This window comes from Niveispirillum cyanobacteriorum (genome assembly GCF_002868735.1).
Lineage (GTDB): Bacteria > Pseudomonadota > Alphaproteobacteria > Azospirillales > Azospirillaceae > Niveispirillum > Niveispirillum cyanobacteriorum.
In genome coordinates, this window is sequence record NZ_CP025611.1 from 67,516 (window position 1) to 80,599 (window position 13,084).

9 protein-coding genes are annotated in these 13,084 nt (G+C 64.0%); 6 read left to right on the forward strand and 3 right to left on the reverse strand.

Going from position 1 to position 13,084, the window contains the following annotated elements; translation table 11 throughout:
• The first annotated feature begins 115 nt into the window (after nt 1–115).
• The 4 genes from lepA to C0V82_RS00305 all read left to right on the forward strand — a co-directional run bounded on the left by lepA (nt 116) and on the right by C0V82_RS00305 (nt 6,542).
• The gene (gene lepA, locus C0V82_RS00290) at nt 116–1,918 is read left to right on the forward strand and encodes a translation elongation factor 4 (protein WP_102110626.1); all 1,803 of its coding nucleotides are present in this window, start codon (nt 116–118) and stop codon (nt 1,916–1,918) included.
• A gap of 236 nt (nt 1,919–2,154) precedes the next feature.
• Nucleotides 2,155–2,997: a hypothetical protein gene (locus tag C0V82_RS00295; protein WP_158659621.1), complete on the forward strand. Its 843-nt coding sequence runs from the start codon at nt 2,155–2,157 to the stop codon at nt 2,995–2,997.
• 95 nt (nt 2,998–3,092) lie between these two features.
• Nucleotides 3,093–3,881 carry a methyltransferase gene (locus tag C0V82_RS00300; protein ID WP_102110628.1) on the forward strand — a complete coding sequence of 263 codons (789 nt, stop codon included), beginning with the start codon at nt 3,093–3,095 and terminating at the stop codon, nt 3,879–3,881.
• A gap of 162 nt (nt 3,882–4,043) precedes the next feature.
• Nucleotides 4,044–6,542 (forward strand): esterase-like activity of phytase family protein, encoded by a 2,499-nt coding sequence (locus C0V82_RS00305; RefSeq protein WP_102110629.1) that lies wholly within the window; start codon nt 4,044–4,046, stop codon nt 6,540–6,542.
• Nucleotides 6,543–6,599: 57 nt separating this feature from the next.
• Here C0V82_RS00305 and C0V82_RS00310 read toward each other — a convergent pair whose 3' ends face one another.
• A complete protein-coding gene (locus C0V82_RS00310; protein WP_102110630.1) occupies nt 6,600–7,727 on the reverse strand; it encodes a beta/alpha barrel domain-containing protein in 1,128 nt (375 codons plus the stop codon).
• A gap of 175 nt (nt 7,728–7,902) precedes the next feature.
• Between C0V82_RS00310 and C0V82_RS00315 the strand changes: the two genes are divergently transcribed.
• Nucleotides 7,903–8,358 (forward strand): (2Fe-2S)-binding protein, encoded by a 456-nt coding sequence (locus C0V82_RS00315; protein ID WP_102110631.1) that lies wholly within the window; start codon nt 7,903–7,905, stop codon nt 8,356–8,358.
• Between the two features lie 21 nt (nt 8,359–8,379).
• Nucleotides 8,380–10,539, forward strand: coding sequence for a xanthine dehydrogenase family protein molybdopterin-binding subunit (locus C0V82_RS00320; RefSeq protein ID WP_158659622.1), 2,160 nt, complete (start codon nt 8,380–8,382; stop codon nt 10,537–10,539).
• Between the two features lie 21 nt (nt 10,540–10,560).
• On the opposite strand, the gene C0V82_RS00325 is transcribed toward C0V82_RS00320, so the two are convergent.
• Nucleotides 10,561–11,751, reverse strand: coding sequence for a DUF1501 domain-containing protein (locus C0V82_RS00325; RefSeq protein WP_102110633.1), 1,191 nt, complete (start codon nt 11,749–11,751; stop codon nt 10,561–10,563).
• Nucleotides 11,752–11,753: 2 nt separating this feature from the next.
• Nucleotides 11,754–13,079: a DUF1800 domain-containing protein gene (locus tag C0V82_RS00330; RefSeq protein ID WP_158659623.1), complete on the reverse strand. Its 1,326-nt coding sequence runs from the start codon at nt 13,077–13,079 to the stop codon at nt 11,754–11,756.
• Nucleotides 13,080–13,084 lie beyond the last annotated feature (5 nt).

Consider the following 13,084-nt stretch of genomic DNA (forward strand, 5'->3'; position numbering starts at 1 on the left):
TGGTTGGGTGCTTTGCACACCACCCCTGTCCCCTATCGGCCCGCAGGGTCATTGCCTTCCGCCCCCCATGACCCTATCTTGCGCCGCAAATCTCTATTCTGGTGCGCGCCTGTCCATGACCGACCTGTCGAAGATCCGTAACTTCTCCATCATCGCCCATATCGACCATGGCAAGTCGACGCTGGCCGACCGTCTGATCGAATTCTGCGGCGCCATCGAGGCGCGGGACATGAAGGCGCAGCTGCTCGACAATATGGATATCGAGCGGGAGCGCGGGATCACCATCAAGGCGCAGACCGTGCGCCTGGAATACAAGGCCAAGGATGGCGAGACCTATCAGCTGAACCTGATGGATACGCCGGGCCATGTCGACTTCGCTTATGAGGTCTCGCGTTCGCTGGCGGCCTGTGAAGGCTCGCTGCTGGTGGTCGATGCGTCCCAGGGTGTGGAGGCGCAGACGCTGGCCAATGTCTATCAGGCGCTGGATGCCAATCACGAGATCGTGCCCATCCTGAACAAGGTGGACCTGCCGGCGGCCGATGTGCCGCGCGTGAAGGCGCAGATTGAGGATGTGATCGGGCTGGACGCGTCGGACGCGGTAGAGATTTCGGCCAAGACCGGCCTGAATATCGAAGGCGTGCTGGAAGCCATCGTCACCCGCCTGCCGCCGCCCAAGGGCGACAAGGATGCGCCCCTGCAGGCCCTGATCGTCGATAGCTGGTACGATGCCTATCTGGGCGTCGTCATTCTGGTCCGCGTGGTCAATGGCGAGTTGAAGCTGGGCCAGAAGGTGCGCTTCATGGCCACGGGTGCCACGCGTGAGCTGGACCGCGTTGGTATCTTCACGCCAAAGAAGATCGCGCTGGAGAAACTGGGTCCGGGCGAGATGGGCTTTGTGACCGCCGCCATCAAGGATATCCGCGACACCAAGGTTGGCGATACGATCACCGAGGAGCGGCGTCTGGCACCTGCCGCCCTGGCGGGGTTTAAGCCCTCCATTCCCGTGGTATTCTGCGGCCTGTTCCCGTCGGATGCAGCGGAGTTCGAGCATCTGCGCGATAGCCTGGGCAGGCTGGCGCTGAACGACGCGTCCTTCCAGTACGAGACCGAAAGCTCGGCGGCGCTGGGCTTCGGTTTCCGCTGCGGCTTCCTGGGCCTGCTGCATCTGGAGATCATTCAGGAACGGCTGGAGCGTGAATTTGATCTGGACCTGATCACCACGGCCCCGTCGGTCGTCTACAAGATGCACATGACCGACGGCAAGGTGATCGAGATGCACAACCCGGCGGACATGCCGGACGTGGTGCGCATCGACCATATCGAGGAGCCGTGGATCAAGGCCACGATCATGCTGCCCGATGAATATCTGGGCGGTGTGCTGCAGCTTTGCACCGAACGGCGCGGCGTGCAGAAGGACCTGACCTATGTCGGTGGCCGGGCGATGATCGTCTATGAGCTGCCGCTGAACGAAGTCGTGTTCGATTTCTATGACCGGCTGAAGTCTATCAGCCGCGGCTATGCCAGCTTCGATTATCAGCTGGAGGAGTATCGCGAGGGCGATCTGGTCAAGATGTCGATCCTGGTCAATTCCGAACCGGTGGACGCCCTGTCCATGATCGTGCACCGCAGCCAAGCCGAATATCGCGGTCGCCAGCTGTGTGAGCGGTTGAAGGACCTGATCCCCCGCCACCTGTTCAAGATCCCGATCCAGGCGGCCATCGGCGGCAAGGTCGTGGCGCGCGAGACCATCGCCGCCATGCGCAAGGACGTGCTGGCCAAATGCTATGGCGGTGACATCAGCCGTAAGCGCAAGCTGCTGGACAAGCAGAAGGAAGGCAAGAAGCGCATGCGGCAGTTCGGCGAAGTCGAAATCCCGCAGAGCGCCTTCATCGCCGCGCTGAAGATGGGAGATAATTGAGGCTGGCCGACAGGCTGGAACGGTAAAGGGGCGGGCCTTCGGGCCCGCCCCTTTTGCATTCGGGCTACCCCCGATGCTGCCGTGAAAGTGCCATGGATGGACGGACAAAATGGGTTGCGCCGCCGCCTTTCTGCCTTATTATCATATTATTCGATTGTTCCACGGGGGCGCTGCTTGTCACAGCCTGTTGCCGGATCGGTCCGGTAAGCTGTGCTTGATTGATGAGAGGGATGGGCATGCGGACAAAGGCCGGTCTATTGGCGATATTTTCGCTGCTCTCCTCGGTGCCGGCCCTGGCGGAGGCCACGCAGCCCACCATCTTTGCTATCCGTTTCAACGGCATTGCCGCCCCATCGACACAGTACGCCGCTGGCTCGTTGCCCAGCCTGCCCGCCGCCATTGTGACGGAGGCTCCCCTGGTTGCATCCGACCCGGCGGAGGGACGCAAGGCCATGATGGCGACCCTGACCGACTGGATCGGTCGGATTTATGATGGCGCGCTGTCCCGTTTTACCGGAGACGCGCCGCCCGTCGCCGGGTCCACCCCCATCCGTGTCGCTGCCGACCCCCGCACCTATCAGATGGCGGGCGTGGCCGCCGATGCGCAGTTGCGCGCCCTGGGTTTGGACAGCAAGGTCGGCATGCGCATGGGGACCGAAGGAATGCGCCAGTCCCTGCGCCTGACGCGTGGATGTGAACAGACCTGGCTGCCCAATTCCGTTTCCGGGGACATGGCCGGTGGATTCGGTGCCCTGACGGGTAGCGTGCAGGGGAGTTGGGGCACCGCCTGCACCGCCGGGCAAAAGGGCTGGCGTGTCACGGCGGGCATGGTGGCGCTGGGCACTGAAAATGCCGGCCCCAATCTGGGCATGGAATACCGTCCGCGCGTCGGCAGCCTTGTTTCCGATCTCACCGGCCTGACGGCGATGAAGGCGCAGGTGGCGGATACGGGCGGTAGTGTGGGACTGGAGGCACCATTCCCCATTATCAAGATTGACCGCATGAAGCTGAATGCCGACATGAGCTGGTCACACGACGGCACCACCGCCTTGAAGCTGGCAACCAAGCTGCGGTTCTGAATGGCAAGCCGCGGGCACCGTTGAATTTCTGATCACCGACGGGTGGTTTGCGGCTACTCTGCCCGCAAATCCCATCCGGGCGATCAGGCAGACGCATGTCCATTCATCAGCGCGCGTTTACAGCGATCAGTGCGATCATGGCCAAGCGCGGGGCCACCGAAGGCGCGATGAGTGACGTTTTCGAATTCCTGCTGCATTACCGCTGCCTGCTGATCAACAATACCATTATCAAGCAAGGGGGTGGCCGTGTGCATGGCGGGCCGTTTGCGGGCATGATCCTGCACGACCCGGTGAACCGTATGCAGGCGCCCCAGCTGCTGGGCTGTTACGAGGGGGAGTTGCACGAGATTGTTCAGGCGATCCCCGATGCCGGGTACCAGCACCTGATCAATATCGGCTGCGGCGAAGGCTATTACGCTATCGGTATCAAACGCATGGCCCCGCAGATCGAGGTCTGGGCCCATGACATTGATCCCGAAGCACAGCGCAAGTGCAGGGAGGCAGCAGCCCTGAATGGGGTCGATATCCATGTCGGTGGGATTTTCGATCCACAGAGTTTTGCCCAGCATGCGGGATATCGCACGCTGGTGTGGTGCGATGTTGAAGGGGCCGAGGAGATGCTGCTGGACCCCGCGCGCTATCCTGCCTTGGCCGGCATGGACATCCTGGTGGAACTGCATTCGACGGATGCTGGCCACACACGCGACAGCGTGCCGGCGCGGTTTGGTGATACCCACGATATCGAAATCCTTCAGCCTCGTGGTTATGCCTTTGACATGCCCGACTGGCTACGGGATGGCAGCCAGTTGAACCAGCTGCTGGCCCGGCTGGAATGGCGCGGGTCTGCGACACCCTGGGCCATGATGCGCGCACGGGGCACATGACGCGCATGCGCAAATAGACGGATGTGACACGGAGTATTGGCGTCCGCGTCTGTTTCCGTTTTGGCGTATGCATGGTGCAATAATTCTGTCGCGCAACCTAAACCACCCTGTCACGCAGGACGGTTACAGCCCGCCTCAAAGTTTTCATCTTGAGGGGGCATCATGAAATTCTCATACCGTGCCGCATTGCTGGCCAGTGCGCTGTCAGTCGCGTCGCTGCCGGCCCTGGCGCAGACCGCGACCAGTGTCACGCTGAATGGCAGCACCTTCACGAACCAGGGTCTGCAGGGCGTGGGGCGCCTGTCGGCCAGCCTTCGTGACAAGTTCGGGGAGACGTTCGGGTCCATGTCGGCCATGCAGATCGATCTGCATAGCTGGCGCCGCAATGCCGACGGTTCCTATGCCGGCACGCTCTACGCGCTGCCCGACCGTGGGTACAATGTGGCGGCCACCACGAATTACATCCCCCGCTACAATGTCTTATCGCTGACCTTCAACCCGTACACGGGTACGGCGGCAGCCCCGCAGACGCAGATTGGCCTGACGCTGACCGACACGGTGCAGTTCACCGATGACAAGGGCACGCCGTTCAGCGGCTTGGACCCGGCCACGACGGGCACGGGCCTCACCTATCGCCCGGCGGCCAATGGCCTGCCCAACCTGCCGCTGACCGGCACGGGCCGTCTGGCGCTCGACCCCGAAGGTTTCGTGCGCGCCGCCGATGGCACCATCTGGGTCAGCGATGAATACGGTCCTTACATTTATCACTTCACGGGTGACGGCAAGCTGCTGTCGGCCATCGCGCCGCCCGCCAGCCTGCTGCCGCAGCGTAATGGCGCCCTGAATTTCGGGGCAGCGGAATCGACACCGGCCAATCCAACGCGTGGTCGCCAGAATAACCAGGGACTGGAAGGCCTGTCGCTGTCGCCCGATGGTAAGACCCTATGGGTGGCGTTGCAGTCGGCGGCCATTCAGGACCTGAATGCCAGCAGCACCAATACCAGCCGCCGCAACACCCGCCTGCTGTCCTATGACATTTCCAACAGCGCGTCGCCCGTGCTGAAGAGTGAGTATGTCATCCAGCTGCCGATGTATAACAACAACGGCACGCCGGGCGGCACCCTGAACCGCGTGGCAGCGCAGTCGGAACTGCTGGCGCTCAACAATACGCAATTCCTGCTGCTGTCGCGCGACGGCAATGGCTATGGCAGCGGGGCCACGCCCAACAGCAGCCCCACCAGCTTCTATCGCCGTATCGACCTGATCGACGTGACGGGCGCCACCAACATTGCCGGCACCGCCTATGATACCGGCACCTCCATCGCCCCAAATGGTGTGCTGGTTGCCGCCATCACGCCGGTGCAGTTTGCCAGCTTCGTCGACATGAATGACGCGGCCCAGTTGGCCAAGTTCGGTCTGGTGAACGGCGCCACCAACAATGTGAATTGCCGCACGCAGTGCCTGTCGGAAAAGTGGGAGGCGTTGGCCCTGGTCCCGGCCCTGGACGCCGCCAAGCTGGATGACTTCTTCCTGTTCGTGGGCAACGACAATGATTTCGTCACCCAGAACGGTTTCCAGGTGGGCCAAGCCTATAAGGACGCGTCGGGGGTCGAGAATGACACCATGCTGCTGGCCTACCGCCTGACGCTGCCCACCTATGTCGATCCGATGGCCACCGAAAGCCAGGCGCTGACCGGTCCCGCCATCGGTCAGGCGTTGGGTGAAAGCGCGCTGGCCGCCAACGCCGCCGCGTCCGCCGATCTGACGGGCCGCACCCAGGCTATCCGCGCCGGTCTGGCCGCCCGCTCGGAAGGCAGCTTTGAGCTGGCCGCCGGTGGCAACTGGGGTGCCCTGGCCCGTGATGATCAGGATGGCGAGCGCCTGTCGAAGCCGGAAAGCTGGTCGGCGGGGATCGCCGGTGACTATGCCGTGTCCGGCATGGTGCGTATCGGTCTGGCGCTTAACTATGCCGATACGGATGGCAAGTTCGGGAACCTCGGCGGGGCCAAGGTCACGGCCTGGGGTGTCGGCCCCTACGCCACCCTGGCGCTGCCGGGTGGCTTCTATGCCGATGCCAGCTACCGCTATACCGACCTGAAGATCGAAGATATCCGCCGCAATACCTTCGCCTATAACCTGACCGCCAATGGCGAGACGGAGGGCAAGGGCCATCATGTGGGCGTGGAGTTCGGCTCCGTCGCGACGACCGGTTCCCTGCGCTATGGCCCCATCGTCAGCTTCAATTATGACCGGGTAGAGCTGGATGCCTGGAACGAGACGGGCGCCCTGCACCTGAACCTGGACCATTCCGATCTGGCCGAACAGCAGCTGCTGTTCAATATTGCCGGCCAGGTATCGACCCAGATCAATCTGGGCAATGGCCGCATGGCCGTGCCGGAACTGCGTGTTGGCTATCAGGAAGACCTGATCAAGGATGACGGCCAGACTTACACGACCGTCCTTTCCAACCGCCGCACCAGCAGCCTGGCCACCAACACGGCCATCCTGCCCGATCCGCAGGGCGATGGGTTCCGCGTCGGCCTGGGTCTGTCGCTATCGGTGGCTGACAATGCCGGCCTGTATCTGTCGGGCGACACGCTGTTTGTGGAGGATGACAAGCCCGACTACACGGTCGGTGCCGGTCTGCGTGTCGGTTTCTAAGACCAGAACTGAGTTTAGGGCGGAAGGGAAAAGGGGGCGTGCGACCGCCCCCTTTTTCTATTTACGCAACAAAAACTCCCGCCCCACCTTCACCCGCTTCACCCCGTCATATTCGACAATGTCGGTGGTGGCATAGGTCTCCGACCATTTGTCGGGCAGGTAGCTGCCGGTGCCGATCACGTCGATGGGGGCGCCCGCATCGGCCATGATGCGGCATTTTTCCGGGCTGAAGCCGCTGGACGCCACGATCTTGACCTTGGGGAATCCTGCCGCGTCCAGTTGTTCGCGCAGATAATGGATGGCAGCCGCCGAAACGCCGGCCCCGATCAGGTGGCGCAGTTCGCTTTCATCCCGGTAGCCCCGAATGCTGTGCGGTGCGTGGCGTTCCAGCACGGCGTAGCTGGTGGGCGGGTCCAGCCCCTCCAGGAAGCGTCCGCCCGGCGTGTCGATGCGCAAGGACAAGTCGCCCGCCGCCGCCATGTCGGGGAAGCGGTGGCAGACAGCCAGCGCGTCCGTCACCTCCCGTCCGAAATAATCGACCAGGACGGTCATGGGCTGACCGGGGAAGGTCTCTGCATACATTTCCGCCGCGCGCACGGTGGACCCGGCATAGCCGATCAGGGCATGGGGCATCGTACCCAGACCCCGCTCGCGGCCAAAGTAATGGGCGGTGGCGTCGGTGGCATTGCCAATGAAACCCACGGCCCCGTCACGCCGCCGGGCGCGGGCGGACCCGACAGAGGCCGCATAGGCCATGATCTCTGCCATCTCCGTTCCGGCACAATGGCGGGCATCCATGGCCAGGAACGCCACCTTGGGCAGTCCGGCGCACATCATGTAGGCGTTGTAGGCGGCCACACAGGCAGGACCCAGCTTCATCAGGAACAGGGTCTCCAGTTCCGCCATCTGGCTGAACGGGCCGGTGATCCACATCATGGGCTCACCCGCCCCCACCCATTTCGTTTCCTCATAATTCAGCTGGATATTGGGCGTGAAGCCGCGTTCCGCCGCCACTTCCCGTAGCCAGTCCAGCGCCAGACGCGGCGCGAACACCACGGGGCGGCGCATGAACACAGCATAGGTGACCTTCTGATCGCCGAATTTTTCCACAATCGCGCGGGTGCGCTGGAAATAGACGTCGGTCCAGTGGGCGACGGCATCGGCGGCGGGGGGCGTTTTGGTCATGCAGCAAGCATCCTGAAAGGGCTGGCGATGATAAGCCGATCCCGCCCCCAACTGGCAAGAGATGCAAGCCGGTCGCACTTTTGTTTTTGTGCAGGGCGCAGGGTTAGCCCTATCGGGTCGTAACAGGGTGCGTGGTCAAACGCCATCAACCAACAACAAGTTTAGGCAGCGATCCATGACACTCACCCTGAAAATCAATGGTCAGAACCATCCGCTGGATATTGATCCCGACACGCCCTTGCTCTGGGCGCTGCGGGACAATCTGGGCCTGACGGGCACCAAATATGGTTGCGGTATTGGGCAATGCGGTGCTTGTACCGTGCATGTGGATGGGCAGCCGGTACGATCCTGTGCCCTGCCGGTGGAAAGCTGCGCCGGTCAGGCGGTGATCACCATCGAAGGTCTGTCGCCCGACCGCAGCCACGCAGTTCAGCGAGCCTGGATAGAAGGGCAGGTGCCGCAATGCGGGTACTGCCAGTCGGGCATGATCATGGCTGCCACGGCCCTGCTGAAGGAGAATCCCAAGCCCACTGACGCCGATATCGATGCCGCCATCACCAACCTTTGCCGTTGCGGCACCTATCCGCGTGTGCGCGCCGCCATCAAGGCGGCTGCCGGCATTTCGGCGTGAGAGGGGGCAATGATGGGTACAATGGAATTGTCGCGCCGCGGTTTCCTGTTGCTGTCGGCGGGCACGGGTTTCACCTTGGGTTTCGGTGCACTACCGGCGCAGGGCATGCCGTCACCGGGCTTCGGTCCCTGGATCCGTATCGCACCCGACGGGGTGGTAACCGCACTCAGCAATATCAGCGATATTGGTCAGGGCACACATACGGGTCTAGCGCAGGCGGTAGCGGAGGAACTGGCCGTTCCGTTTGCATCCGTGCGGGTGGAAATGGCGCCTGTGGAGAAGGCCTTTTTCAACCAGGGCAACAAGAAATACGCCGTCTATAGCAGCATTGGGCTACGCACCAACCTGCGTCCGCTGAGGATGGCAGCGGCCGGGGCGCGGCAGATGTTGGCTGAGGCGGCAGCCATACGCTTTGGCGTGCCCGTGGATCAGGTGGTGATGCATGAAGGCACAGCATCGCACGCGCCAACTCGTCGGTCGCTGCCCTATTCCGCCCTGCTGGCCGATGCCGTCAAGCTGACGCCCCCGACAGAGCCAAAGCTGACGCCGCGTACCGAATGGAAGGTGCTGGGCCAGTCACTGCCGCGGTTGGATATTCCCGCCAAGGTGGATGGCAGCACGGTTTATGGCCTGGATGTAAATCTGCCCGGCATGCTGACGGCGGTCGTTACCCACGCTCCCACCTTCGGCGGCGTGTTGCTGTCGGTGGACGAAGCGCCGGCCCTGGTGGTGCGCGGGGTGCGCAAGGTGTTGCGTCTCCCGGGTGCCCTGGCGGTTGTTGGCGATGGCTATTGGCCCGCCGCCAAAGGGCTGGCCGCGCTGTCGCCAGAATGGGGACCGGGACCGAATGCCGCCATCGATAGCGAAACCCTGTCCCGGCAGCTGCGCGATGCTGCTATGGCGGGCCAGGGCTATAGCTTTCCGGTGACGGAGATGCAGGGCACCAACATCACCGCCACCGCGCAGGCCCTGGCGGGTGCCGCCCATGTCGTGGATACGCTGTATGAAGTGCCGTTCCTGGCCCATGCCACGATGGAGCCGATGCATTGCACCATCCAACTGCGCCCCGCCGCCGCCGAGATCTGGCTGTCGACCCAGACGCAAAGCGATACGCAGGCCGCCCTGGCCAGGCTGCTGGGGCTGGAGCCGGAGCAGGTGATTGTGAACGGCATGCCCGCCGGTGGCGGCTTTGGGCGTCGGTTGGAGCATGATTTCGTGTTGCAGGCCGGACATCTGGCCAAGGCGTTGGCCGCCGATGGCATCACGGCGCCAGTCAAGATGATCTGGCCACGGGAAACCGATATGCGGTCAGGCTATTTCCGTCCCGCCGTGGCGGCGCGCGTGCGGCTGGCGCTGGGTGCCGACGGGATGCCCATGGGCCTGCGTTGCGACAATGCCAACCCGTCGCTGCTGCAGCATACCGGTCTGATTTTCGCGGTCGGGCGGTCGGCAGGCGACTGGACAGTCGGCATGGGGGTGGTGCGGCAATCCTATGTGATACCGGCCCTGCACTTGACCTGGACCCGTGTCGATCCTGGTGTTCCTGTCGGGTTCTGGCGGTCGGTCGGATCGTCGCAGAATTGCATGTTCATGGAGACGACCATTGATCAGGCAGCCCGGCATCTGGGGGCTGACCCGGTTGCCTATCGCCGCCGGCTGTTGGTGGGAAAGGACCGGGCGCTGACATTCATGAATCGCCTGACAGAGGCGGCCGGCTGGGGCCGACCGTTGCCTGCTGGTCATGCGTTGGGCTTTGCCATGGGGGAGGCGAACAACTCCATCTCGGGCCATGTCGTGGAACTATCGATCCCTGAACCGGGCAAGTTCCGTCTGCACCGCATCTGGGTCGGCATTGATCCCGGTGTGGTGGCCAATCCACAGGCAGTGGAAGCCCAGGTGATGGGCGGTACCATCTTCGGCCTGTCTGCGGCACTGACAGGGGAAATCACCTTGAAGGACGGGATGGTCGAACAGTCGAATTTCGACACCTATCCCCTGGTCGCGCTGGCGCAGGTGCCGCCGATGGAGGTTCTGGTCATTGGCAACAATACCGCCGCTGGCGGGGTGGGGGAGGAAGGGGTGCCCTCCATTGCCCCCGCCATCGCCAACGCCCTGTTTGCGCTGACCGGAACGCCGATCACCCGACTGCCGCTGACGCGGGCCGGGTGGGCGATGGTGTAGGGTGAATATTAGTGAGGGCGTTTACGCCCTCACCAGTTCCGGCAGTGCACGGACGGATTTGGCCTCTGGGAAAACATAGCGGTCGATATCCGCCGCCGGCAGTCCCAGATGGCCGACAAGCACACCCTTCAGCAGGGCGCGCATGTCGGTGGTAGGGGCCAGGTCGCGGCCTTCAAACAGCTTGTCATCGCGCAGACCCGGCCAGTCGCCCAGCACCCGCCCCCCGTTCAGCGCACCGCCGGCCAGCAGGGCCACGCCTGCCGTGCCATGGTCGGTACCGCCGGTGCCATTGGGGCGGATGGTGCGACCGAATTCGGTGACCACGGCGATCAGGGTCTGATCCCAGACAGCCTGCATGCTGGTCCGCAGGGCTACCATGGTTTCGGCGAGTTGGCCCAGGGCGTTGGGCAGGCGGCCCTGCAACGTCCCCTGGCCGACATGCGTGTCCCAGCCGGACAGTTCCAGCGTGGCGATGCGCGGCCCGGCGGGGTCGGACAGCATACGGCCCGCCGTTTCGGCCAGGATCAGGCGATCCTTGCCGCCATCCCGCTTCTTGTTGCCATCCATGCCATTGGCCATGTCGGCCACGCCCAGCCCGGCCATCAGGGCGGGGCCCAGCACGGGATCGTTGCTGTACAGGCCCGCCACCCGGTCCATGAAATCCATGGTCGGTTCGGGCAGGGGTGACGGGGCCCAACTGGCCACCGGCACCGATCCGCGCAGGACCAGCGGCACCCCCTGGCCCAGCGACAGGCCCAGCCCCTTGCCCCCGCCATCCAGGCGGGCCAGGGCGCGGTTCAGCCAGCCGCTGTCATCACCGGCCCGGATACCGCCGGTATCCAGCAGGTCCTGCGCATCAAAATGGCTGCGGTCGCGATAGGGGGTGGCGATGGCATGGACGGCCAGAAGCTGTTTCTGCCCCCACCATTCATGCAAGGGGGCCAGCACCGGGTGCAGGCCGAAACGACCATCCAGGTCCAGAACCCCGCCTTCCTGACCGGGTTCGGCCAAGGCCAGCGTGCCGCGCACCGACCGGTAATCCGGATCGGCATAGGGCACGACGGCACCCAACCCATCCATGGCCCCGCGCAGCACGATCAGCACAAGGCGCCGGTCGGTCCCCGCCGCCGCCAGCGACAGGCGCGGGGATGATGCCGCCAGCAAGCCGGCGGCCCCGGCGGTGGCGATGAAATGACGGCGATGCAGCATCATGATCACCTCCGTTGAAAGGCGGGGGAAGACAGAACCAGGCCCAGCGCCTCTGCCGGGCTTGGTGCGCGGGCCACGGCCTGGCGCAGGCCGTCATCCGCCAGATCGCCCAGCGCCGTATCGATAAAGCTTCTTGCATCCAGCTTCGCGCCGACCCGCTGCCCGAAGGCCAGCGACCAGTCGATCCGGCGCAGGATGGCGTCCGGTCCGGTCCAGTCGGCGGCCTTGTCGGGCCAGCCGGCGGGTGAGGGGGCGGCAAAGGGCATCTGGCCCAGCAGGTTCATCGCATTGACGATCCGGTCGTCCGGTATCTCCGCCGCACTGGCGCGCAAGGTGGCAGTGATGAAATCATTGGGGCTGCGCATCTTGGCCAGCGGCTGCGCCCAGGCGGCATCCATCTTCACCAGCGTTGCCGTGACATGGGCCAGATCGCCCCGGCTATCGCGGAAGGCCTTGGCCAGCGCGGTGACGGCGGCGGGCGGCGGATTATCGGCGATGAAATGCCGGGCCAGCCTTTGCGCCACATGGTTGGCGGTGGCCGGGTGGGCGCACAGCATGTCGATGGCGGCGGCGGCCTCTGCGATCCCGCTTTCCGGGATGCGCTGACCCAGTAGGACCTTCTCCCCCGGCTGATGCCGGCGCGGGGCGAAGGTGGCGGTGCCGCGTTCTTCATCCAGGGTCCAGCCCGTCAGGACCAGGGCCATGGCGCGCACATCATCCTGATGGTAGCCGCCATCGACACCCAGCAGGTGCAGTTCCAGCGCCTCCCGCCCCAGATTCTCGTTCAGGCCCTTGTCGCGTTTCTGCCCGGCCTTGCTGTCCGGCCCGATCGACTGGGCATTGTCCAGATAGATCAGCATGGCCGGATGCAGGATGGCGGCCCGCGCCATGTCGCGGAAATTACCCAGGATATGAGGGCGGATGGCCTCATTCTCATAGGCCAGCCCCAGGGGCGCGATCACCGGGCGTTGGGTCGATACCGTGAAATGGTTCGACCAGAACTGTACCAGCCGCTCCTGCAAGGGGGCATCGCTGCCGGCGGCCAGTCGTGTGCGGATCGCGATATCGGCGCGGTACTGCTCGCGCCCACGCTTCTTCGCCATCTCCTCCACTTCGCCTTTGGCCTTGCGCGCGGCGGCCATGTCGGCGACACGCGGGGCAGAGCCTTGATGGTCTGCAACGATGGCAGGAAGGGGGCGTGGTGTGAGCTGGCTTTCGACCCAGCCGCGCGGATCGGATTTAACCCTGTCCAGGTCACCCGGTCCGGCACCAAAGCCGAAACGCGACAAGGCATGCGCGGCCAGGGTTCCTGGCGCGGTGGTCATCACCATGGTCA

Coding starts and splice junctions, on each gene's coding strand:
- lepA (WP_102110626.1), top strand. CDS start 116: ATGACCGACCTGTCGAAGATCCGTAACTTCTCCATCATCGCCCATATC.
- C0V82_RS00295 (WP_158659621.1), top strand. CDS start 2,155: ATGCGGACAAAGGCCGGTCTATTGGCGATATTTTCGCTGCTCTCCTCG.
- C0V82_RS00300 (WP_102110628.1), top strand. CDS start 3,093: ATGTCCATTCATCAGCGCGCGTTTACAGCGATCAGTGCGATCATGGCC.
- C0V82_RS00305 (WP_102110629.1), top strand. CDS start 4,044: ATGAAATTCTCATACCGTGCCGCATTGCTGGCCAGTGCGCTGTCAGTC.
- C0V82_RS00310 (WP_102110630.1), bottom strand. CDS start 7,727: ATGACCAAAACGCCCCCCGCCGCCGATGCCGTCGCCCACTGGACCGAC.
- C0V82_RS00315 (WP_102110631.1), top strand. CDS start 7,903: ATGACACTCACCCTGAAAATCAATGGTCAGAACCATCCGCTGGATATT.
- C0V82_RS00320 (WP_158659622.1), top strand. CDS start 8,380: ATGGAATTGTCGCGCCGCGGTTTCCTGTTGCTGTCGGCGGGCACGGGT.
- C0V82_RS00325 (WP_102110633.1), bottom strand. CDS start 11,751: ATGATGCTGCATCGCCGTCATTTCATCGCCACCGCCGGGGCCGCCGGC.
- C0V82_RS00330 (WP_158659623.1), bottom strand. CDS start 13,079: ATGGTGATGACCACCGCGCCAGGAACCCTGGCCGCGCATGCCTTGTCG.